Here is a 20,097-nt window from a genome sequence, read left to right on the forward strand (position 1 = left end):
CGGAGCAAGACCATGGGCAGCCGTATCCGTCAGACCATGGACGACGATCTCGAGGAAAGCCACGAGATCAACGTCACGCCGTTCATCGATGTCATCCTGGTGCTCTTGATCATCTTCATGGTCGCCGCGCCGCTGGCGACGGTGGATGTCAATGTCGACCTGCCCGGCTCGACCGCGACGCCGGCGCCGCGCCCCGAGACCCCGCTGTTCCTGACATTGAGGGACGATCTCACGCTGGCGATCGGCAATGACACCGTGCCGCGCCCGGCCTTCGCCGCCACGCTGGACAACCGTACCAAGGGCGACAAGCAGACGCGCATCTTCCTGCGCGCCGACAAGGCGGTCGCCTATGGCGACCTGATGGAGGCGATGAACCTGCTGCGCGGCGCCGGTTATCTCAAGGTCGCGCTGGTCGGCCTGGAGGCCGCTCCGGCCGGCGATGCCGCTGCGGTACCAGGCGCAACGGCCATCCCATGACACGATCGGCCGCCTCGCCCACGGTGATGCTGTCGCGCTTCGGCTGGCGCGATCTCGGCTTGTGGGCGTGTGCGGCCGTGCTGATACTCGGGGCACATGTCGCGGTCGCCTATGCCGTGCAGAATTTCAATCCCGTCGACCTGTCGGATGGCGGGCCGCCGCCGGCCCCGGTGATCGAAATGACGCCGATGATGGTGACGCCGGCGGTGCCCGAGCAGGCTGCGATGCTCGATGCGGCCATTCCCGACCAGACCGAGCCGGTCGAGGAGACCGAGAGGGCCGCTGAGGCCGAGCCCGACAGATTGGTCGAGCAGACGGAGCCTGTCGCCGAGCCGGAGGAAGTGCAGCCCGAGGAGCCCATGGAGACCGCGAAGGCGGAACCGGTCGAACAGCCGCCTCTGGAGGAGGTCATCCCCGATATCGTCGAGACCGTCGCGCCGGAGGTTGTCGTTCCGCTGCCGCAGCCAAAACCTGTCGAAACGCGCAAGGAAAAGAAACCGGCCGAACCCAAGGCCAGGAAACCTGTCGACAAGCCCAAGCCAAAGCCGAAGAAGGAGAAGGCCGAGCCGCCGAAGACGGTAAGTACCGCCAGCGCCGAGGCCAAGCCCGCCACCAAGGCGGCGGCGCCGAGATCGTCGGCAGGGTTTTCGGGCGTCAGCCCGGCCAAATGGGAATCGCGGCTGACGGCGTGGATCAATCGCCACAAACGCTACCCGAGCGGCGCGAAATCCCGGCGCGCCCAGGGCAATGTGAACGTCACTTTCACCATGGACTCATCGGGCCGGGTGCTGTCGGCCCGGGTCGTGCGCTCTTCGGGCGATGCGGAACTCGACCGCGCCGCGCTGGCAGTGCTGCAGGGCGCCACCGTGCCGGCGCCGCCGCCGGAACTCGGCTCGCGCGTCAGCCGCACGGCCCCGTTCGTGTTCAGTTTGCGAAACTAGCCCGGCTCAGCCCATCGGCTGGCACAGCGCTTCGACCTGCTCCAGGTAGAAGCGGCATTTCGTGCGCAGGATTGCAAGGTTGGGGTCGTCGGCGCCATTGATCTCGATAGTCCGCATCATGAAATCGAAATGGGCGTGAAAGGCGTCAGCCGCGCCGCACAGGCTGTCGGCGTGCCAGGTGTCGGCCATGGCCATGGAAATCAATTGCCAGGCCTCGACGCGCGCGGCATGCGGCGAGGCCGGCCTGCCGGCGATCAGGGCATCCAGCCGGGCAAAGATGCTCTCGCTGGCGTCGGCGGGCCTGATGGTCGCAATCATGTTCATATGCTGGTCCCCCTCAAATGTGTGCGCATGAATGTCGGTGTCTCGGGCTGTGGGCGATCAGGCCCGGGATCGCGTTCGTATCGGACGGCCGGCCCCTGATGATGTTGGCCACCTCGGCATCGGCCTGCTCGAACCAGTAGACCATGTCGTCATGGTCGAGGTCGGCGGCGGCCTTTCTGAGCAACGGCAGCAGGTTCTGCAGCGCACAGAGCATCTCCCACCGGTTCGGCCGCAAGCCAGCCAGCGCGCACAGGGCTGAGGGCTGCATTCGCTACGCTCTTCTCGGCTGGGCGTGGTTGTCCTTTGCATGCGTCTTGGGATGCATCGGATTGCCGCTGAGTTGCCCGTGTCGTGCCGGCCGGGCGCCGCGCAGGACGTCGAAGGCCTCGGCGTAGGCCATGCCGAGCAGATAAGAGATCATCGGAAAGCGGCTCGCTTCCGCCATCTGCACCAGTTCATTGGTCATCGACGCGATGTATTGAAGGCTATCGATCTCTGACTGACGTAGGGACTGATTTGCCATGTGCTGCTCCTGTCATCGGATGGAACTCAGGCAACGCGTACTGGCTACACTGCATGTTGAGACGGCTAATTGATCGAGCGGCCCGCCTCGTGCGGGCCAGGTTCGGGGGTCGAGAGGGTCAATGCATAAATCGGTGCGTCGGTCAGGCGGTCGAGACCCAGAAGGCGCTTGATCGCCGAATGGCTCAGCGCCGCCGTGGGACAGGCCGACAGGCCGTGCCTGGTTGCCGCCAACATCATGTTCTGGCCGATATGGCCGGCTTCGATCAGCACGACGCGATAGGCGTTGGCATCGTTATATTTCCACATGGTGCGGTCGAGCCTGGCGCACAGCAGAACCAGGCACGGCATGGCGTCGGCCCATTCCTGTCCGCCGACGAGTTCCGATATCTTCGGCAAATGATTGGCCGAGATCCTGCCGAGGTCATGATCGGCGGCGGAATAGTGATAGACGCCGGGTTCCAAGCCGTCGACGCCGGGCGCAACCACATAGGCCTCGTAGGGATTTCGCGCACCACCCGAAGGGGTCATGCCGAGCGGCAGCGCGCCGACGCAGTTGCTGGTCTCGCCGGTGATGCCCATGCCGGCGAAGAGGCAATCGGAAAGCTGCCGCGAGGTGATGGTGGGCGCCGCCGCGGTGCGGTTGGTGCGGCGGCGGGCCATCAAGGTCAGAAGTTCGTTATCGGCCAGTGCGTCCGGCAGGCGGATGGCGCCCTTTGAATTCTTGAGCAGGAGGTCTGGCTGCGCGACGTGACCGGCACGCTCGATCTGCCGTGCCTCCGCCTGTTCGATGGTCATGAACTCGCTGTCCTGGACGCAGAAATGCATCAGCGCGGTCGGCAGACCCCAACCCCATTGCCCGGAGAACTGTGTTTCCTGTTCGGCAAGCGGCGAGCCGGCGGCAACGAGGGCGGAGAAATCGAGCAATTGCGGGATGACGGCATTCAGGTCGGCCTTCGACCAGCCATGGGCGTGCGCGATCTCGGCCGCCGAGGCCCATTCGTCCCAGGAAGCAAGCAGACCGACCACTTCGGGGCTGCATTCGAAGACGCTTCTGGTCAGGAAGTTGCAGGCCGTGACCTTGTTGGTCCCGGGGTAGAAGACGAGCGTTTTTGAAGAGCGCATTTTCATGATGCTGAATGCCGTTTGTGAATGCGGAGCGCCGACAGGCCAATGCCCGCCGGCGCCAAACGACTTCAGCGCTTGTTGTAGTGCATGCCCTGCGAGAAGAAGACGGTCTGCGTGCCAGCGGCAACCGTCAGCTTCGGGGCATTGTTCACTTTCTTGGCCATTTTCATCCCTTTCCCGACCCCTGATGGGATCTGTTGAAAGACCCCCTCAATGGGATCCGCGAGAAGAAAGGTAAGGTCGAAAGAGTTAATGGTTTGTTAAAATTGTAGTAAAGCGAACGTGATCTAAAATATCTTTCTTGTCGGTAAAGTCTAAAAAATCGATTTTACTCAGATATGGAGTAGGCAATCGCTAGCATACGCTCTTTCGGGATACTCTTGTTCTTATTTAGCGTAATCAGGCTAGGCCAGACCGTCGCGGGCGAGGCTGACGACGATCTGATCGATGCCGGGATCGTCGAGGCTGACGACATGCGCCATGCGGATCGCTTGCCTGGGCCGGATGTTGGACATGTCCTGCCGCATGATGACCGATACGAAGGCCGGCCCGGCTTCGGTCAGAAGCATGGCCTTGCCCGTGAGCACGGGTTCGGAGATCGGCGCCCATTGCACCGAGATCAGCGACGGCTCGCCGGTCTGGCGGCGGTTGACGCCGCTGAAATAGATCCAGTTGAGGCGCGAGATCGCCACGCCATAGTGATTGCCGCGGGCCCGCGCCCATGTCGAGCCGCGGCGCTCCGACCACCCGGTGACCCTGCGGAATGTGACCAGTTCGGCTTCCCGCCGTATGAAGGTGATGGCCCGCACCATCAGGTCGGATCGGCCGGGGATCGAAAAATAGGTGAAATAAGTCCCGCCCGCGATCGACGGGGCGGGCGGGCGGATCATCTGGGTGAACAGGCTTTCGGAAATCGGCGGCAGACCGGGAGCGGCGGGCTCGGGGCTACCGGGGTCTTGGTACAGTTCGGCTTCGTCGATGCGAAAATAATCGCAGATCAGCTTGGCGGTGGCCTTGTTGGGGACGGTCTGTCCTTGCAGGTAGCGCTCGAACTGCGTGCGGTTGATGCCCAACTCACGGCATACCGCGCTGACGGAAGCATGGTCCTTGCAGAGCCGCCTGAGATTTGCAGCGAGGTTCTCGCGAATGGACACTTGATTGCTTTCGCAGGCGGATTCTTCATTTCTACTCGAAATCCGTATAGCGCTTTCGGTCGCCCCCGCCGAAACGCCTTGTCACAACACACAGAAAAAACTGATTTGAGAACGCCAGTCTAATGGGGCGGCTTCCAAAAAAAATAGCGCCGATCCGACAGCCAGTATCGCCATAAGTCCAATTGACAAGCATTTCCGCCTCGGGAACCGCGAAATCGCCTTCGACTATTTTTGAGGGGATTGGCGCTACACCCGCATCGCGCGACAACGAACGCGGCATAGCCTTGCCGGCACGGTAGAGGTGGAGAACGATTATTCCGCTGGTGGAGCTGAGGAGGATCGAACTCCTGACCTCGTCATTGCGAACGACGCGCTCTCCCAGCTGAGCTACAGCCCCGTCCAGCGGATGGCGCATTTATCGGGCGGCGCGGTTTCCTGTCAAGGCGGCGTTTTGCCGAAAAACCCGACCGCCGTTCGTGCGGTGGAACCCCACCCTTGCCGGTTTGGCGCGCAATGGCTACATGTCGGCAACAATTGGAGACCGGCATGCTCGCCCTCATTCAAACCATCGTCATGGCGCTCGACCTCTATTGGTGGGTCATCATCGCCTCCGCGATCTTTTCCTGGCTCTATGCCTTCAATGTCGTCAACTCGCGCAACCAGTTCGTGGGCAGCATCGGCAACATGCTCTACCGGCTGACCGAGCCGGCGTTGCGGCCTATCCGCCGCTTCATGCCCGACCTTGGCGGCATCGACATCTCGCCGATCATCCTGCTGCTGATCCTGTTCTTCCTCCGGCAGTTCATCCTCACCACCGTAGCGCCGCTGCTGCTGGCCTGACGCTCGCATGAGCGGTCCGTTCCGTATTCGCGAGAACGGCATCGAACTGTTCGTGCGGCTGACGCCGAAAGCGGCGATGGACCGGATCGACGGTGTCGAGACGGCCGCGGACGGACGCAGTCACCTCAAGGCGCGGGTTCGCGCCTTGCCCGAGAATGGCGCCGCCAATCAAGCGCTGGAGAAGCTAGTCGCCAGGGCGCTCGGGATGCCGGCGTCAAGCGTGTCGGTGGTTGCCGGCGGCACGGCGCGGCTGAAGACGCTGCGCGTCGTTGGCGAACCGGGGACGCTGGCAAGGAGCGTCGAAGCGCTCCGCGGCAACTGAAGCACTTGGCGGACAACCCGTTGAGAGCACTTCGGTCGATTGTCGCAGCTCGGCGTCGCCCCTCATTGTCCTGCCGGGCATTTCTCCCCGTATCGTGACGGGAGAAAGACGCTGCAATCAATCCCCCAGCGGCAAACGCGGATCATCGACCTTCAGCGTGTTCACGCTCTGCTTGATGCGGCGCAGGTTCTCCAGCACCTTGGGACCGCGCGTCTCGGCAACCGTCGTCACGATCATGTCGACGATCGCCAGCAGCGCATAGCGCGACGAGGTCGGCTTGTAGATGTTGCCGTCTTCCAGCGGCTGTAAATGGATGACGGTGTCGGCGGCCTTGGCAAGCGCGGAGTCCGGGGCGGTGACGGCCACCGTGGCGGCGCCATATTGCTGGGCGACCTGCACCGCCTCGATGACCGAGCGCGCATAGCCGGAGACCGAGAAGGCGACCACGGTTGTGTCCGGCGTGGCGACGGCGGCGTACATGCGCTGCAACTGGCCATCGATCTGCGCCAGAACCGGCAGGCCGAGCCGGAACAGGCGGTTCTGCATCTCGGTCGCCATCATCGAGGAAATACCACCCGAACCGATGCACAGCACATTGCCTGACGCCGCGAGACGCGCGGCGACGTCGACAAGCGTCGTCATGTCGAGGTTCTCGCTGGCGCGCTGGATGGCTGTGACGGCCGCTTCGGTGATGGCCGAGGCAATGCGCTGCTCGCGCGCGTCGCGGCTCAATGGCTCCGGCGACAGATACTGGCCGCCAATGGCGATCGCCTGCGCCAGGTAGAATTTGAAGTCGCGCAGGCCCTCGCAGCCGAGGTTGCGGCAGAAGCGGGTGACTGTCGGCTCGCTGACGCCGACGCGCGCGGCGATTTCCGAAATCGCCGCCTTGGAGGCGAAGTCGAGGTCGGACAGGACGAGACCGGCCAGCCGGCGATCCGACTTGGTGCCATCCTGCGACATCAGTTGCAGCCGCGTGATGATGTCGGCCGGCGTCTTCATATTTGAGTTTCCGTGGTCATCTCAGCGGCAGGCCTGTCGCCTTGTCGAACAGGTGGATGTTGCCGGGATCGACGGAGACCGGCAGCATATCGCCCGGCCGGACCGGCACCCGGTCGCGGAACACGGCGCGTATCGTGTCGGCGCCGATGGCGCCGTAGACATGGGTTTCGGAGCCGGTCGGCTCGACGACGTCGACCTTGAGCGCCATGGCATCAGCGGCTTCGCCGACGATGAAATGCTCTGGCCGGATGCCGGCCTCCACGGCACTGCCAGCCGGCAGCGGCTTGCCGGCCAGCGCCAGCCGCCCGCCGCCGGCCGATTCGAACCATGTCCTCTCGGGGGTTGTCCTGAGAGCGCCAGAAACAAAGCTCATCGACGGCGAGCCGAGGAAGCCGGCGACGAACTTGTTGGCCGGCCGGTCATAGAGCTCGAGCGGCGCGCCGACCTGCTGAATCCTGCCGCGGTCCATCACCACGATGCGGTCGGCCATGGTCATGGCCTCGATCTGGTCGTGGGTGACGTAGACGATGGTCGACTTCAGGCGCTGGTGCAGCGCCTTGATCTCGGTACGCATCTGCACGCGCAATTGCGCGTCGAGATTGCTGAGCGGCTCGTCGAACAGGAACACCGAGGGTTCGCGCACGATGGCGCGACCCATGGCGACGCGCTGGCGCTGGCCACCCGAGAGCTGGCGAGGGTAACGGTCGAGATAGGAGAACAGGTTGAGGACGCCGGAAGCCTTCTTGACCTTCTCGTCGATATCAGCGCGGCTTTCGCCCCGGATCTTGGGGCCGAAGCCGATATTGCCGGAAGCCTTCAGATGCGGAAACAGCGCATAGGACTGGAACACCATGGCGATGTTGCGCTGCTGTGGCGGCAGGTCGTTGGCGCGCACGCCGCCGATCAGGAGATCGCCTGAACTGATCGTCTCCAATCCCGCCAGCATGCGCAGCAAGGTCGACTTGCCGCAGCCGGACGGGCCGACCAGCACCACGAACTCGCCACTCCCGATGTCGAGGCTGACCTCCTCGAGGATCTTGTGCTGGCCGAAGGATTTGGACAGGTTGCGAAACTGGACGTCGGTCATGGTCACGCTCCCAATATGTCGTCGATGAACGGCAGGCAGCCGGCGGTCAGTCCCGCATCCACGGGCATCACCACGCCTGTTACGCCCGAGGCCCGGTCGGAAGCAAGGAAGGCGATCGCTTCCGCCACCTCCGCGGCATTGACGATGCGGCCAAGCGGATAGAGCCGCTGCAGCTTGCCGATGACGTCGGGGTTCTTGGCCAGGCGGTGGTCCCAGGCGGCGGTGCGGATCGATCCGGGGCAGACGACATTGGCGCGCACGCCGCTGCGGCCGAGCTCAACGGCGATCGATTTGGCATAGGCGTTGATGCCGGCCTTGGCGGCGGCATACGCGGGGTTGCCGAAATGCGCGATGGCGTTGACGGAAGAAACGAAGACGACGCTGCCCGAGCCGCGCGCGGCCATGGCCTTGGCAATGGGGTCGGCGAACATCATCACGCCGGTCAGGTTGAGGTCGAGTTCATGCTCGATCCTGTCCGCCGTCAACGCCTCGAGCGTCTCGGCCCGGGTCCAGCCGGCATTGTTGATCAGGATGTCGGGAACGCCGTCCGTTTCGAGCACGGCGGCAATCGCGGCTTCGACCGAAGTCCGGTCGAGAAGGTCGAAGACATGGCGTGAGGCAAGGTGCGGGCTCGCCAGCGCCGCCTCGGACTGGTCGCAGCCGACCACGCGCGCGCCCCTGCCGGCCAGCAGGGCGACGATCGCCGAGCCGAGGCCGCCACCGGCGCCGGTGACAAGGACGGTCCTGCCTTCGAATTCGGCTCTCGACACCACGGCGCTCGCTCCTCACGCAAGTCAGGCAGATGCCGGCAGGCTAAAGAATGAAATGTAATTAAGCAACATGATAATCCGCTTGCATGCGGCAAATTCATGGATAATGTAGGAAAGTCACAAATAAATCTTGTGCCAGCACCGGCACAAGGAGCGCGAAAAGCGTGCACCAAATGGGAGAGATCAGATGAACCTTGCGAAATGGACTGCCGGCCTGATGGCCGGAATGGGCATGCTGGCCTTCGCCGCGCAGGCGAATGCGGGTGAAGTGCGGGTCACCGTCGCCGAATACAGCGCCAAGACCGGGCCGTACTTCGAAGAGGTCAAGAAGGAGTTCGAGGCCAAGAACCCCGGCATCACGGTGAAGTTCGAGGTGGTGCCGTGGGATGTGCTCCTGCAGAAGCTGACCACCGACATCACCGCCGGCACCAATGCCGACCTCTCCATCATCGGCACGCGCTGGCTGATCGATTTCGTCCAGCAGGATGTCGCCGAGCCGCTCGACGGCTATATCACGCCGGAATTCAAAGGCCGCTTCATCGACACCTTCCTGTCGCCCTCGATCATGAACGGCAAGACCTACGGACTGCCGATCGCCGCCTCGGCGCGCGCCATGTATTACAACAAGGAGCTGTTCGAGAAGGCCGGTATCGCCAAGCCGCCGGCAACCTGGACCGAGCTTCAGGACGACGCGCGCAAGATCAAGGCGCAGGGCGCGTTCGGTTTCGGCCTGCAGGGCAAGGAGATCGAGACCGACGTCTATTATTACTACGCCATGTGGTCGCAAGGCACCGAGATCCTCAACAAGGACGGCACGTCGGGCCTCGGCACGCCGGGCGCGCTCGAAGCGGCCAAGCTCTACAAGTCGATGATCGACGAGGGGCTGACGGAGCCGGGCGTCACCTCCAACAATCGCGAGGACGTGCAGAACCTGTTCAAGCAGGGCAAGGTCGGCATGATGATCACGGCGCCCTTCCTGTCCAACCAGATCAAGGATGAGGCGCCGAGCCTCAAATACGGGGTGGCCGCCATTCCGGCCGGTCCGACCGGTGCGCGCGGCACCTACGGCGTCACCGATTCGATGATCATGTTCAAGAACTCCAAGAACAAGGAAGAAGCCTGGAAGCTGATGGACTTCCTGTTCACCACGGAACAGCGCGCCAAGTTCACGCAAGGCGAAGGTTTCCTGCCGGTGAACAAGGAAGAGGCCAAGATGGACTACTACGTCAACAATGCCGATCTCGCCGCCTTCACCGCGTTGCTGCCCGACGCCCGCTTCGCGCCGGTCATCCCAGGTTGGGAAGAGGTTGCCCAGATCACGTCCGACGCCATGCAGAAGATCTATCTCGGCGGCGACCCCGAGGCCGGCTTGAAGGACGCGGCGGCCAAGGCCAACGCGGTGTTGAAGAAATAGGGCGTATCTCCCTGCGCCCCGTGGCGCGCCCCAGACTCAGGCGGGGCGCGCCACATTCCTAAGCGAAGTAGCTATCGGGCAATCAAATTGTCGATGTCGGCGCCGCCCCTCATTGCCCTGCCGGGCATTTCTCCCCGTATAGTGACGGGGAGAAATGCGCTGGCGGCAGCCTCGGTGCCATCTTTGAGACGCTGGTGATTGGCGAAACCGGCGATGACAGCGTCCCGCTCCCCTCTCTATACGGGGAGAGGATGCCGGCAGGCAGGTGAGGGGCAGCGCCGCCATGCGTATGGAATTCGAGCCCGCACAGGTCCACAGTAATACGGTCCCGGCCAGTCGATGCAAAATCGTTTCCTGCCCTATCTCCTGACCCTGCCCAGCCTGTTCCTGGCGGCGGTGGTCATCTTCTGGCCGGTCTGGGACCTGATCCAGATTTCGACGCATGACGTCAGCCGGTTCGGCCAGCTGCGCGACTTCTCCGGCCTGACCAATTTCGCCGCGCTCACCGCCGATCCCGACTTCGTCTCGGCCCTCTGGCGCACCGGACTATGGACGCTGCTGGTGGTCGGCGGCGCGCTGCTGGTCTCGATTCCGGTGGCGATGATCCTCAACACCGACTTCCATGGCCGGGGCCTTGCCCGCGTCATCATCATGCTGCCCTGGGCGGTGTCGCTGACGATGACGGCCGTGGTCTGGCGCTGGGCGCTCAACGGCGAAAGCGGGATGCTGAATTCGGCGCTGATCGGCCTCGGCCTGATCGACCACAACATCCAGTGGCTGGCGCAGGCCAGCACCGCCTTTCCCATGCAGGTGCTGATCGGCATATTGGTGACGGTGCCCTTCACCACCACCATCTTCCTCGGCGGCCTGTCATCCATCCCGGACGATCTCTACGAGGCGGCGGCACTCGAAGGAGCGACAGCGCTGCAGCAGTTCCGGGAAATCACCTTTCCGCTTCTGAAACCGTTCATAAACATCGCCATCGTGCTCAACACCATCTATGTCTTCAACTCGTTCCCGATCATCTGGGTGATGACGCAGGGCGGGCCGGCGAATTCGACCGACATTCTGGTGACGCATCTCTACAAGCTCGCCTTCCGCATCGGCAAACTCGGCGAGGCCTCGGCGGTGTCGCTGGTGATGTTTGCCATATTGCTCGTCTTCACCATGATCTATGTCAGGCTGGCCATGCGGGAGCAGCGCGCATGAGAAGCAAGTTGAAGCGTACCGTCATCGCCTGGCTGCTGCTGTCGCCGCTGATCGTGGTGACGATCTTCCCCTTCGCCGTGATGTTCCTGACAGCGGTCAAGCCACGCACCGAGGTGCTGACACCCAGCTGGTGGCCGAGCGAGTTTCGCTGGTCGAATTTCTCCGACATGTGGGTGGCGACCGGCTTCGGCCAGGCGCTGGCCAATTCGCTCTATGTGTCGGTGATCGCCACCGTCGGCGCCATCCTCATTTCGGTGCCCGCGGCCTATGCCATGTCGCGCTTCCGCTTTGCCGGCTATGGCGCCTTCCGCCAGTTCCTGCTGATCTCGCAGATGATCTCGCCGATCGTGCTGGTGCTCGGCCTGTTCCGGCTGATGGCTGCCTGGGGGCTGGTGGAATCGACCACCGCGCTGGGTTTCATCTACATGGCCTTCAACGTCGCCTTCACCGTCTGGATGCTGCAGAGTTATTTCGACACCATTCCACGCGATCTCGAGGAAGCCGCCTGGATGGAAGGCGCCGGGCGCTGGCTGACGCTCAGAAAAGTGTTCCTGCCGCTCTGCCTGCCGGCGATCGCGGTGACGGCGATCTTCACCTTCATCAACGCCTGGAACGAATTCGTCGTGGCGCTGACCATGCTGCGCAGCCAGGAGAGCTACACGCTGCCGATCCAGGTTTTTTCCCTCGTCGCCGGCCGCTACACGATCGAATGGCACCATGTCATGGCGGCCACGCTGCTGGCCACGCTGCCGGTGGCGATCCTGTTCATCTGGTTGCAGCGCTATCTGGTCAGAGGCCTCGCGCTCGGGGCCGTCAAATAACTATTCCAGGAAAAGGCTTCATGCGCATCTTCACCGCCTCGCTGGCGACCGAAACCAACACCTTCTCGCCGGTGCCGACCGACCGGGCCTCGTTCGAGATGGCGTTCTATGCCGGGCCGGGCAAGCATCCTGAGACGCCGACGCTGTGCTCCTCGCCGATCGTGGCGCTGCGCCGGCGCGCGGCCGCAGAAGGGCTCACCGTCATCGAAGGCACCGCCACCTGGGCGGAGCCGGGCGGCCTGGTGCAGCGCCAGACCTATGAAGCGCTGCGCGACGAAATCCTGGGCCAGCTCGAGGCGGCGCTGCCGGTCGATGCCGTGATCCTGGGCCTGCATGGCGCAATGGTGGCGCAAGGCTATGACGATTGCGAGGGCGACCTGCTCGCACGGATACGCGACATCGTCGGGCCTGATGTGGTGATCGCTTCGGAGTTCGACCCGCACAGCCACCTGACACCGAAGCGCGTGGCCGCCTGCAATGTCATGGGCTATTTCCTCGAATTCCCGCACACCGATTTCTACGAGCGCGGCGAGCACGTGGTCGAGCTCGGGCTGGCGGCGGCGCGCGGTGAAATCAAGCCTGTGATTTCGACCTTCGACTGCCGCATGATCCAGGTGTTGCCGACAAGCCGCGAGCCAATGCGGTCCTTCGTTGATCGCATCAAGGCGCTGCATGGCAGGGATGGCGTGCTGTCGGTCTCGGTCATTCATGGCTTCATGGCCGCCGACGTGCCGGAAATGGGCACGCGCATCCTTGTCGTCACCGACAATGACAAGGCCGGCGGCGATGCGCTGGCGGAACGGCTGGGGCGAGAGCTCTACGGCTTGCGCGAAAAGACCGCGATGACGATGCTTTCCTCGGCCGATGGCATCGAGCGCGCGTTGGCCGTGCGTGCAACGCGCCAGGACAAGCCGGCTGTCATCGCCGATATCTGGGACAACCCGGGTGGCGGCGTGCCGGGCGACGGCACCTTCGTGCTGCGCGAAATTCTGGCGCGCGGCATCACAAGCGTCGGTGTCGCGACGATCTGGGATCCGATCGCGGTGACGTTCTGTCAGGCGGCGGGCGAGGGCGCGGTCATCGACCTGCGTTTCGGCGGCAAGGCCGGGCCGCAGGCGGGCGAACCGATCGACGCCCGCGTGACCGTTTTGAAGGCCGTTTCAGAGGGGTGGCAGAGTTTCGGGCCGAGCCGGGTGACATTGGGGCCTTCAGCGGTCGTGCGCATCGAAGGCACCGAGGTCGACGTCATCCTCAACACCAACCGCACGCAGACCTTCGAGCCCGATATCTTTTCCAATATCGGCATCGATCCCATGTCCAAGGACATCCTGCTGATCAAGTCGACCAATCATTTCTACGCCGGCTTCGAGCCGATCGCCGCCGAGATCATCTATGTCGCGGCGCCGAGTTCCTATCCCAGCAATCCGGCGGTGACGGATTACAGGAAGCTGACGCGGCCGGTGTGGCCGAGGGCGGCTGATCCGTGGGGGATGTAGCGTTCTGCCTTCTCCCCTTGTGGGAAAAGGCAGGGGCGCGCTACACCAACCCGCGCTTCACCATCATCGCTTCAGGCGACGGCATCTTGCCGCGAAACGCGGTGTAGAGCTCTTCGGGATCCTTCGAGCCGCCAGCGGCGTAGATATTCTTCCGCAGCCGCTCGGCAAGCGCCGGATTGAAGGGGTCGCCGGTTTCCTCGAAGGCGGCGAAGGCGTCGGCGTCGAGCACTTCGGACCACATGTAGGAATAATAGCCGGCCGAATAGCCGTCGCCGGCGAAGACATGGCCGAAATGCGGGGTACGGTGGCGCATCGCGATCGTGTCGGGCATATGCAGGTGCTCAAGCGTCTCGGCTTCAAAACGAAGCGGCTCAGCCGGCGCGTCGGGGCGTGCATGGTACGCCATGTCGATCAGGGCGGAGGCGGTGAACTCGACCGTGGCGAAACCGGCGCCAAAGGTGCGGGCGGCCAGCATCTTGTCGAGCAGCGCCTTCGGCATCGGCTTGCCGGTCTTGACGTGCAGCGCATGCTTTTCCAGCACCGCCGGCACGGTCAGCCAGTGTTCGTAGAGCTGCGAGGGCAGCTCGACGAAATCGCGGCTGACCGAGGTGCCCGAGACCGACGGCCAGGTGACGTCGGTCAGCATGCCGTGCAGCGCATGGCCGAACTCATGGAACAGCGTCTTGGCCTCGTCGACCGACAGCAGGGCCGGTTCACCCGCCGGCGGCTTGGCGAAGTTCATGATGTTGTAGATCACCGGCTTCGAGCCATGGCCGAGACGATAGCCGGACTTCAGCGCGCTCATCCATGCGCCGGAGCGTTTCGAAGGCCGCGCGAAATAGTCTGCCAGGAACAGGCCGCGCTCGCTGCCGTCGGCATTGTTGACGACGAAGACGCGCGCGTCCGGATGCCAGGCGGCGATGCCCTTCTTCTCCTCGAAGGTGATGCCGAACAGGCGTGTGGCCACGTCGAAGCAGGCGTCGATGACGCGGTCGAGCTGCAGGTAGGGTTTCAGTTCCGCCTCGTCGAAGGCGAATTTCTCGGCGCGCAGCTTCTCCTGGTAGAAGCGCCAGTCCCAGGCGGCGAATTTTTCGTTGCTGCCTGCTTGCGCCGCCAGCCGTTCCAGTTCCTTCTGGTCGGCGGCCGCCTTCTCCAGCGCCTTTTCCCAGACCGGATCGAGCAGTGCATGCACCGCCTTCGGCGTCTTGGCCATGGTGTCGTCGAGCTTGAGTGCGGCGAAGGAGGCGTAGCCGAGCAGCTTGGCCTTCTCGGCGCGCAGTTTCAGCATGTCGCGGACCACAGCCGTGTTGTCGGACGCACCGCCATTCTGGCCGCGCATGGTGAAGGCACGGAAGGCCGTTTCGCGCAGGTCGCGGCGTTCGGAGAAGGTCGTGAACGGCTCGTAGATCGAGCGCGACAGGGTGACGGCGTAGCGGCCCTTCTGGCCGCGCATCTCGGCCGCCTCGGCCATCGAACTTTTCACGAAATCGGGCAGGCCGGCGAGGTCTGATGCGTCGAGGAACAGCGCCCAGTCACGCTCGTCGGCAAGCACGTTCTGGCCGAAAGTCGTGCCGAGCGACGACAGCTCCTCGCTGATCCCTGCCAGTCGTTTCTTGCCGTCGGCATCGAGCTTGGCGCCGGAACGGACGAAGCCCTTCCAGGTCTTTTCCAGGACGCGCAGCGTCTCGGGGTCGAGCTTCAGGGCTTCCCGGCGCTGATAGAGATCGTCGATGCGGGCAAACAGCTTCTCGTTCATCGAGATCGCCGAGAAATGCCGCGACATTTTCGGGGAGATATCGCGCTCCAGTGCCTGGATCGTCTCGTTGGTGTAGGCGCCGGCGCGGCACCAGAAGATCGACGAGACGTGATCCAGCGCCTCGCCGCCCAGTTCCAGCGCGGCAAGTGTGTTCTCGATGGTCGGCGCGTCCTTGTTGCCGGCGATCGCGTCGATTTCCGCCTCGTGCGCCTTCAGCGCCGCGTCGAAGACCGGCGAAAAATCGCCGTCGCCGATATGGGCGAAATCAGGCAGGCCGAGCGGTCCCTGCCACGCGGTCAATGGATGGGCGGCGAGGTCGACGGCTTTCGTGGAGGGCATGGAGGGTCTTTCGCTAGGGGCCGGCAAGGCAGCGGAGGGATGTCACCGATGTAGGGCGCGGTCGGCAAGCCCGCAATATGGCAGCTGGCCGATCCGCTTCAGTAGCCGTCGCAGTTTTCGGCGATCGCCGCTTGCGAGCTGGCGGTGATGTGGCTGTCGGCCACCGCGAAGGTTTCCTGCATCAGCACATTGTTGTTGGGGAAGTCGTAGCAGGCGATCACGGTGGTGACCCCACCTTCGCTCTTCTCGATGCGGTGCCGGATGGCGGCGCCGGCAACGGCGCCTTTCCATTCGTCGAGCGAGGCGATGAACTCCTGCTTGCTCTGCACGACGCCGAGGTCGTCGAGGTTGATGCGGACGTCGTCGGCGAGCAGATCCGAGAGTTCGGTGCGGTCGGCGACAAGCAGGGCCGAATACCAGCGGCTGATGATGGTGCCGTCATCGGCACGCGCGGCGATGATCGCCAGCAGCAATGCCGCTGCCGTGAATAGGAACGGCCGGACGTCTGTCAGCTGGCGCGCCGCCCGCATCATTCCAGCACCGGCCGCTCGAAATCGCCGGTCTCCTTGTTCATCGCCCAGAGTTCGCCGGTCGAAATGTCGAACCAGGCGCCGTGCAGCGACAGCCGCCCCTTGCCCTCGAGGATCGAGACGCAAGGGAAGGTCCTGAGGTTGGCGAGGGAATAGCGGATCGAAATGCGCTCCAGCGCGGTCTGGCGCTCCGTCGCCGTCATCATCGTGCTCGCGGCCACTGTCTCGGCGGCCGGCGCGATCAGGCTCATCCACTTGCCGATGAAGTCGCCTGGCGACAGCGGCGCGGACGTTGTGTCGAGCGCGGCGCGAATGCCGCCGCAGCGGCCGTGGCCCATGACGACGATGTTCTTGACCTTGAGGCTCTGAACGGCGAATTCGAGCGCGGCCGACGTCGAATGGAACTCGCCATCCGGTTCGTAAGGCGGCACCAGATTGCCGACATTGCGCAGCACGAAGAGCTCACCGGGACCGGCGTCGAAGATCGCTTCGGGGGCCGAGCGCGAATCGCAGCAGGCGACGATCATGGTTTCCGGCGACTGTCCCTCGCGGGCAAGGTCGCGATAGCGACCGCTCTCGGCGAGATAACGGCCATTCATGAAGTTGCGATAGCCGGTAAGCAGATGTTCGGGAAGATGAGGCATGGGGCGGCTAAGGCCTTTCCGGGTTGGAGGCGGCAGCTCATTGCGGTCGAGGAAAGGCTCTAACGGCAAAAGCCCGTCACGAGCAATGCAGAATTATGGGGGCTGGCCATAAATGCCATGCGCCAAAGTGAGAGACCAGCGCACATTGTCATGCCCAGATGGCGACCGGTATCCCAAAACCGTCGGCATTCGGCGGGTCGGGAAACGGCCTTGCCGTGCCGTCGGCGATGCGGCCGGCGACCAGCATCATCGCGGCCGCATCGAGGAAGTCATCGGCTGCCGCGCCACGCGGCGGCGGCCGATCGAGGAAGTCCATGTCATAGCCATGCCGGCATAGCAGCGCCTTGCGCTCTTCCATGCCGACCGGATTGATGCTGCCCTTGATCTTCTTCGGCAGCCGCATCGCCTGGCCGCCATTCAGGCGGCAGAAGGCCACTTCCGGATGCGATTCGAAGATGCGGCCGCGCAGGGCAGGCCGCGCCATAAGCAGCGCGTCGATCTCGCGGATCTTCGAAAAGATGCCGAAGGCCTGGATCGACACGCCGCGCGGCGGATCGGATGTCACCTTTGCAACCTCGCTCGCCCGGCGATGAGCCTCATACCAGGCCTCCAGAGTGGTGAAGTCGCTGGTGTCGGCATAGAGGGCGGCGCGGGACGGAATGGAGAAGACGCTGGACTGGCGCGGCCCGAGCAGCGGTCGTACCAGCGCCTCCGGTCCGCGCCCGCCCTTTTGCGAAAATTCAGGCAAGCCGATCGGCATGTCGACGGCGATGACCGCATCCTCGGCAATTGCCGCAAGCAGCGCGGCGAAACTGGCAAAGACCGCGACTGACGGCGATGCACCAGGACCGCACCGGACAGCGACCCAGCCGGCCTTGCAGCCGTCGGCGCCGACCAGTTCGATGCCAGCCGAATTCACGCCCGGCGGTCCCGCCCCGGATGCGTGAGGTGGCGAAGCTGCACCATGGCCATCGGATGGGACAGGCTTTGCGCATCGGTCTCGAGTTGCAATTCGTCGCCGCCGCGCTTTGCGGTGCGCGCCAGGATCTCGTAGACCGCCGCCGTGGTGGATTGCAGCGCCTTGATCGCCGGCTGACCGGACAGGATTCGCGCCAGGTAGACGGCCGCCGTCAGGTCGCCCAGGCCGTTCGGCGGTTTGTCGATCAGCCGGTGCTCGGCGAGCAGAGCCTGGGTGCCGTCGAGCAGCAAATTGCCGGTGCCGCCCGTCATCATCGATTGCGCCGATGTAACCAGCATCGTCGACGGTCCGGCGTGGAGGGCGGCCGAGATCACCGATTTCAGGTCGGGCAGCGGCGCGCCGGCCATCCATTCCAGTTCGTAGCGGTTGGGGGTGGCGATGTCGGCGATCGGCATCAGCCGGTCGCGCATGGCGGCGGCGGTCGGCTCGGGCACATAAAGACCGCCGGAATCGCCCATGACCGGATCGCAGATATAGACGGCATCCGGCGTCCTGGCCTTGACCGCTGATACCAGCGAGGCGACCGCCTCGGCCTGGCCGGCCTCGCCTAGATAGCCCGACAGCACGGCGCCGACCTCGCCCAGCCATGGCGCGCGCTCCAGGTCAGCCATCAGCGCCTTGAACTGGTCGAGCGGCGGCACGATGCGGGTGGCGCGGCCGTGACCGGGATGCCAGGGCAGGATCACCGTCGGCACCGCCCAGACCGGAAAGCCCAGCGTCTCCAGCGCGAAGACGGCGGCGCGGTTGCCGACGGAGCCACGGGCGACATGGCTGGAAATGACGATGACCGCGCGCGGCGCGTCGGGTTTTTCGGCGCTCATTCTATTTTCGATTCCTAGCTGCCCCGGATGAGGAAAAGCACGAGCCAGACCATCAGGCCCAGCGCCAGAAGCAGGCCGAGTATCCGGCCAATACGCGTGCCCCAGACCTCGATCGGGTCCGTACGGTCGGCATCGACGGCGGAGACATGGTCGCGCACACCTTTCGTCGTCCGTGCCACGAAAGAGTTGCCGGCCGGATCGGTCTCCTGCGCGACTCGCTCGAGGATACGGCGCGATTCGCTGTCGCTGTCCTGGCGTTGCGCCATGATGATGTCCTGTTTTCACGGGACCTTATCGCGTTCGCGCGGCCAATCACAGGGCCTGCGAGGCGCGAGGATTGCAACCTGGCCTTGGCCGTTTTCTTGCGCGCCGATTGTGGTAATGCTTCGCATGCAACTCTATCGAGGGACCCATCATGCTTGCCCAGCGCCTTGCTCGACCATCGACATTCCGCACGCTGCCCGCCTTCCTGATGATGGCAATCGTGCTGCCGCTGCTAGCCGGCTGCGGCTACAACACCATCCCGACGGCGGAGGAGAACGCCAAGGCGGCATGGAGCGAGGTGCTGAACCAGTATCAGCGCCGTGCCGACCTCATCCCCAATCTGGTCGAGACGGTGAAGGGCTATGCCTCGCATGAAAAAGACACGCTCGACGCGGTGGTCGAAGCGCGCGCCAAGGCGACCCAGATCACTGTGACGCCGGAAACGCTGAAGGATCCCGAAGCGCTGAAGAAATTCCAGGACGCCCAGTCCGGCCTGACCAGCGCGCTGTCGCGACTGATCGCCGTGTCCGAAGCCTATCCCGACCTCAAGGCCAACCAGAACTTCCTGGCGTTGCAGGCGCAGCTCGAAGGCACGGAAAACCGGATCGCCGTAGCCCGCCGCGACTACATCCAGGCGGTCAAGGACTACAATCTGACGCTGAAAACCTTCCCCTCGGTGCTGTGGGCGACCTTCTGGTTCCGCAGCAACGAGCCCTTCGCCAACTTCACCGTCGACGAAGACAAGATGCAGCCGCCGAAGGTCGATTTCGGCACGAAGCAGGGCGGCTGAGCGGGCGGTTCGGAATAAATTCCGCGAGAACGACGGACCGCTGGCGTGCAAGCCCCCCTCTCTGTCCTGCCGGACATCTCCCCCACGAGGGGGGAGATCAGCTGTCGTCTTGGCTTTCGCCAATCTTTAAAGTCTGAAAGGGAGAGCCAGCGGTTGAGCCGCCAATCTCCCTCCTTGAGGGGGGTGAGGAGCGGTCCGCGCAGCGGACGGAAAGCCAACTGCTTGGCTTTCCGAGCGACGAACGCCCGGAGCGACAGCGAAGGGCCGGGTCCGGCAGGACAGAGAGGGGCGCCTCGCGTTTACATCACTTTTCTTGGCCTTCTAGTCAGCCTCCTTCTCCTCCCCCTGGCCGCTTTCGCCGCTGATCTCCCAGCTCTCACCGGCCGTGTCGTGGACAATGCCGGCATTATCGATGCCGGCACACGGGCCGCGCTGACCCAGAAGCTTGCCGCCTTCGAGGCCAAGGGTTC

23 protein-coding genes and 1 tRNA gene are annotated in these 20,097 nt (G+C 64.0%); 9 read left to right on the forward strand and 15 right to left on the reverse strand.

The genetic code is table 11. From position 1 onward, the window contains the following. Nucleotides 1–12 precede the first annotated feature (12 nt). The gene (gene exbD / locus FJ967_RS32650) at nucleotides 13–477 is read left to right on the forward strand and encodes a TonB system transport protein ExbD (RefSeq protein WP_140736431.1); all 465 of its coding nucleotides are present in this window, start codon (nucleotides 13–15) and stop codon (nucleotides 475–477) included. Continuing rightward, complete coding sequence (locus FJ967_RS32655; protein ID WP_140736432.1) at nucleotides 474–1,418, forward strand: energy transducer TonB; 945 nt, start codon at nucleotides 474–476, stop codon at nucleotides 1,416–1,418. Before exbD ends, FJ967_RS32655 begins: the two co-directional genes overlap by 4 nt. A gap of 6 nt (nucleotides 1,419–1,424) precedes the next feature. On the opposite strand, the gene FJ967_RS32660 is transcribed toward FJ967_RS32655, so the two are convergent. The 6 genes from FJ967_RS32660 to FJ967_RS32690 form a co-directional block, all read right to left on the reverse strand. Next, on the reverse strand, nucleotides 1,425–1,742 hold the full coding sequence (locus FJ967_RS32660; protein WP_140736433.1) for a hypothetical protein: 318 nt from the start codon (nucleotides 1,740–1,742) through the stop codon (nucleotides 1,425–1,427). A gap of 13 nt (nucleotides 1,743–1,755) precedes the next feature. Beyond that, nucleotides 1,756–2,010: a hypothetical protein gene (locus tag FJ967_RS32665; protein ID WP_140736434.1), complete on the reverse strand. Its 255-nt coding sequence runs from the start codon at nucleotides 2,008–2,010 to the stop codon at nucleotides 1,756–1,758. 3 nt (nucleotides 2,011–2,013) lie between these two features. Next, nucleotides 2,014–2,265 (reverse strand): hypothetical protein, encoded by a 252-nt coding sequence (locus FJ967_RS32670; RefSeq protein ID WP_140736435.1) that lies wholly within the window; start codon nucleotides 2,263–2,265, stop codon nucleotides 2,014–2,016. A 65-nt stretch (nucleotides 2,266–2,330) separates the two neighbouring features. Further along, the gene (locus tag FJ967_RS32675) at nucleotides 2,331–3,389 is read right to left on the reverse strand and encodes a SagB/ThcOx family dehydrogenase (RefSeq protein WP_246675484.1); all 1,059 of its coding nucleotides are present in this window, start codon (nucleotides 3,387–3,389) and stop codon (nucleotides 2,331–2,333) included. A 407-nt stretch (nucleotides 3,390–3,796) separates the two neighbouring features. Continuing rightward, nucleotides 3,797–4,546: a helix-turn-helix transcriptional regulator gene (locus FJ967_RS32685; RefSeq protein ID WP_140736437.1), complete on the reverse strand. Its 750-nt coding sequence runs from the start codon at nucleotides 4,544–4,546 to the stop codon at nucleotides 3,797–3,799. A 321-nt stretch (nucleotides 4,547–4,867) separates the two neighbouring features. Next, nucleotides 4,868–4,943, reverse strand: a tRNA-Ala gene (locus FJ967_RS32690). Between the two features lie 149 nt (nucleotides 4,944–5,092). Here FJ967_RS32690 and FJ967_RS32695 point away from each other — a divergent pair. Further along, the gene (locus FJ967_RS32695; RefSeq protein WP_015315112.1) at nucleotides 5,093–5,386 is read left to right on the forward strand and encodes a YggT family protein; all 294 of its coding nucleotides are present in this window, start codon (nucleotides 5,093–5,095) and stop codon (nucleotides 5,384–5,386) included. Between the two features lie 7 nt (nucleotides 5,387–5,393). Then, on the forward strand, nucleotides 5,394–5,708 hold the full coding sequence (locus FJ967_RS32700; RefSeq protein ID WP_140736438.1) for a DUF167 family protein: 315 nt from the start codon (nucleotides 5,394–5,396) through the stop codon (nucleotides 5,706–5,708). 117 nt (nucleotides 5,709–5,825) lie between these two features. Here the strand turns inward: FJ967_RS32700 and FJ967_RS32705 are convergent, their stop codons facing one another. The 3 genes from FJ967_RS32705 to FJ967_RS32715 are packed head-to-tail and all read right to left on the reverse strand — an operon-like array spanning nucleotide 5,826 to nucleotide 8,567. Further along, a complete protein-coding gene (locus FJ967_RS32705; protein WP_140736439.1) occupies nucleotides 5,826–6,707 on the reverse strand; it encodes a MurR/RpiR family transcriptional regulator in 882 nt (293 codons plus the stop codon). Between the two features lie 16 nt (nucleotides 6,708–6,723). Then, nucleotides 6,724–7,794 carry a sn-glycerol-3-phosphate ABC transporter ATP-binding protein UgpC gene (gene ugpC, locus FJ967_RS32710; RefSeq protein WP_140736440.1) on the reverse strand — a complete coding sequence of 357 codons (1,071 nt, stop codon included), beginning with the start codon at nucleotides 7,792–7,794 and terminating at the stop codon, nucleotides 6,724–6,726. Between the two features lie 2 nt (nucleotides 7,795–7,796). Continuing rightward, the gene (locus FJ967_RS32715) at nucleotides 7,797–8,567 is read right to left on the reverse strand and encodes an SDR family oxidoreductase (protein WP_140736441.1); all 771 of its coding nucleotides are present in this window, start codon (nucleotides 8,565–8,567) and stop codon (nucleotides 7,797–7,799) included. A 184-nt stretch (nucleotides 8,568–8,751) separates the two neighbouring features. Between FJ967_RS32715 and FJ967_RS32720 the strand changes: the two genes are divergently transcribed. From FJ967_RS32720 to FJ967_RS32740, 4 genes are all read left to right on the forward strand, one after another. After that, nucleotides 8,752–9,978: a sugar ABC transporter substrate-binding protein gene (locus FJ967_RS32720; protein ID WP_140736442.1), complete on the forward strand. Its 1,227-nt coding sequence runs from the start codon at nucleotides 8,752–8,754 to the stop codon at nucleotides 9,976–9,978. Between the two features lie 339 nt (nucleotides 9,979–10,317). Next, nucleotides 10,318–11,187, forward strand: coding sequence for a sugar ABC transporter permease (locus FJ967_RS32730; RefSeq protein WP_140736443.1), 870 nt, complete (start codon nucleotides 10,318–10,320; stop codon nucleotides 11,185–11,187). Then, nucleotides 11,184–12,008: a carbohydrate ABC transporter permease gene (locus tag FJ967_RS32735; protein WP_140736444.1), complete on the forward strand. Its 825-nt coding sequence runs from the start codon at nucleotides 11,184–11,186 to the stop codon at nucleotides 12,006–12,008. Before FJ967_RS32730 ends, FJ967_RS32735 begins: the two co-directional genes overlap by 4 nt. A gap of 20 nt (nucleotides 12,009–12,028) precedes the next feature. Beyond that, nucleotides 12,029–13,504 (forward strand): M81 family metallopeptidase, encoded by a 1,476-nt coding sequence (locus tag FJ967_RS32740; protein WP_140736445.1) that lies wholly within the window; start codon nucleotides 12,029–12,031, stop codon nucleotides 13,502–13,504. A 40-nt stretch (nucleotides 13,505–13,544) separates the two neighbouring features. Here the strand turns inward: FJ967_RS32740 and FJ967_RS32745 are convergent, their stop codons facing one another. From FJ967_RS32745 to FJ967_RS32770, 6 genes are all read right to left on the reverse strand, one after another. Next, on the reverse strand, nucleotides 13,545–15,599 hold the full coding sequence (locus FJ967_RS32745) for a M3 family metallopeptidase (RefSeq protein ID WP_140736446.1): 2,055 nt from the start codon (nucleotides 15,597–15,599) through the stop codon (nucleotides 13,545–13,547). Nucleotides 15,600–15,697: 98 nt separating this feature from the next. After that, nucleotides 15,698–16,132 (reverse strand): nuclear transport factor 2 family protein, encoded by a 435-nt coding sequence (locus tag FJ967_RS32750; RefSeq protein ID WP_140736447.1) that lies wholly within the window; start codon nucleotides 16,130–16,132, stop codon nucleotides 15,698–15,700. Then, nucleotides 16,129–16,773, reverse strand: a complete 645-nt coding sequence (locus FJ967_RS32755) for a carbonic anhydrase (RefSeq protein ID WP_140736448.1) — start codon at nucleotides 16,771–16,773, stop codon at nucleotides 16,129–16,131. The genes FJ967_RS32750 and FJ967_RS32755 overlap by 4 nt, the downstream gene beginning before the upstream one ends. 148 nt (nucleotides 16,774–16,921) lie before the next feature. Next, nucleotides 16,922–17,692: a DUF429 domain-containing protein gene (locus FJ967_RS32760; protein ID WP_140736449.1), complete on the reverse strand. Its 771-nt coding sequence runs from the start codon at nucleotides 17,690–17,692 to the stop codon at nucleotides 16,922–16,924. Then, nucleotides 17,689–18,573, reverse strand: a complete 885-nt coding sequence (gene pdxY / locus FJ967_RS32765) for a pyridoxal kinase PdxY (protein WP_140736450.1) — start codon at nucleotides 18,571–18,573, stop codon at nucleotides 17,689–17,691. Before pdxY ends, FJ967_RS32760 begins: the two co-directional genes overlap by 4 nt. A 14-nt stretch (nucleotides 18,574–18,587) precedes the next feature. Beyond that, nucleotides 18,588–18,839 (reverse strand): hypothetical protein, encoded by a 252-nt coding sequence (locus FJ967_RS32770; RefSeq protein ID WP_140736451.1) that lies wholly within the window; start codon nucleotides 18,837–18,839, stop codon nucleotides 18,588–18,590. Nucleotides 18,840–18,988: 149 nt separating this feature from the next. Between FJ967_RS32770 and FJ967_RS32775 the strand changes: the two genes are divergently transcribed. Further along, a complete protein-coding gene (locus FJ967_RS32775; RefSeq protein WP_140702643.1) occupies nucleotides 18,989–19,627 on the forward strand; it encodes a LemA family protein in 639 nt (212 codons plus the stop codon). Nucleotides 19,628–20,097 lie beyond the last annotated feature (470 nt).

The sequence above is a fragment of the Mesorhizobium sp. B2-3-4 genome, assembly GCF_006442315.1.
Taxonomy (GTDB): Bacteria; Pseudomonadota; Alphaproteobacteria; order Rhizobiales; family Rhizobiaceae; genus Mesorhizobium.

Excerpts from the sequence above, each read along its gene's own strand:
- exbD (WP_140736431.1), top strand. The coding sequence starts at position 13 with ATGGGCAGCCGTATCCGTCAGACCATGGACGACGATCTCGAGGAAAGC.
- FJ967_RS32655 (WP_140736432.1), top strand. The coding sequence starts at position 474 with ATGACACGATCGGCCGCCTCGCCCACGGTGATGCTGTCGCGCTTCGGC.
- FJ967_RS32660 (WP_140736433.1), bottom strand. The coding sequence starts at position 1,742 with ATGAACATGATTGCGACCATCAGGCCCGCCGACGCCAGCGAGAGCATC.
- FJ967_RS32665 (WP_140736434.1), bottom strand. The coding sequence starts at position 2,010 with ATGCAGCCCTCAGCCCTGTGCGCGCTGGCTGGCTTGCGGCCGAACCGG.
- FJ967_RS32670 (WP_140736435.1), bottom strand. The coding sequence starts at position 2,265 with ATGGCAAATCAGTCCCTACGTCAGTCAGAGATCGATAGCCTTCAATAC.
- FJ967_RS32675 (WP_246675484.1), bottom strand. The coding sequence starts at position 3,389 with ATGCGCTCTTCAAAAACGCTCGTCTTCTACCCCGGGACCAACAAGGTC.
- FJ967_RS32695 (WP_015315112.1), top strand. The coding sequence starts at position 5,093 with ATGCTCGCCCTCATTCAAACCATCGTCATGGCGCTCGACCTCTATTGG.
- FJ967_RS32700 (WP_140736438.1), top strand. The coding sequence starts at position 5,394 with ATGAGCGGTCCGTTCCGTATTCGCGAGAACGGCATCGAACTGTTCGTG.
- FJ967_RS32705 (WP_140736439.1), bottom strand. The coding sequence starts at position 6,707 with ATGAAGACGCCGGCCGACATCATCACGCGGCTGCAACTGATGTCGCAG.
- ugpC (WP_140736440.1), bottom strand. The coding sequence starts at position 7,794 with ATGACCGACGTCCAGTTTCGCAACCTGTCCAAATCCTTCGGCCAGCAC.
- FJ967_RS32720 (WP_140736442.1), top strand. The coding sequence starts at position 8,752 with ATGAACCTTGCGAAATGGACTGCCGGCCTGATGGCCGGAATGGGCATG.
- FJ967_RS32730 (WP_140736443.1), top strand. The coding sequence starts at position 10,318 with ATGCAAAATCGTTTCCTGCCCTATCTCCTGACCCTGCCCAGCCTGTTC.
- FJ967_RS32735 (WP_140736444.1), top strand. The coding sequence starts at position 11,184 with ATGAGAAGCAAGTTGAAGCGTACCGTCATCGCCTGGCTGCTGCTGTCG.
- FJ967_RS32740 (WP_140736445.1), top strand. The coding sequence starts at position 12,029 with ATGCGCATCTTCACCGCCTCGCTGGCGACCGAAACCAACACCTTCTCG.
- FJ967_RS32745 (WP_140736446.1), bottom strand. The coding sequence starts at position 15,599 with ATGCCCTCCACGAAAGCCGTCGACCTCGCCGCCCATCCATTGACCGCG.
- FJ967_RS32750 (WP_140736447.1), bottom strand. The coding sequence starts at position 16,132 with ATGATGCGGGCGGCGCGCCAGCTGACAGACGTCCGGCCGTTCCTATTC.
- FJ967_RS32755 (WP_140736448.1), bottom strand. The coding sequence starts at position 16,773 with ATGCCTCATCTTCCCGAACATCTGCTTACCGGCTATCGCAACTTCATG.
- pdxY (WP_140736450.1), bottom strand. The coding sequence starts at position 18,573 with ATGAGCGCCGAAAAACCCGACGCGCCGCGCGCGGTCATCGTCATTTCC.
- FJ967_RS32770 (WP_140736451.1), bottom strand. The coding sequence starts at position 18,839 with ATGGCGCAACGCCAGGACAGCGACAGCGAATCGCGCCGTATCCTCGAG.
- FJ967_RS32775 (WP_140702643.1), top strand. The coding sequence starts at position 18,989 with ATGCTTGCCCAGCGCCTTGCTCGACCATCGACATTCCGCACGCTGCCC.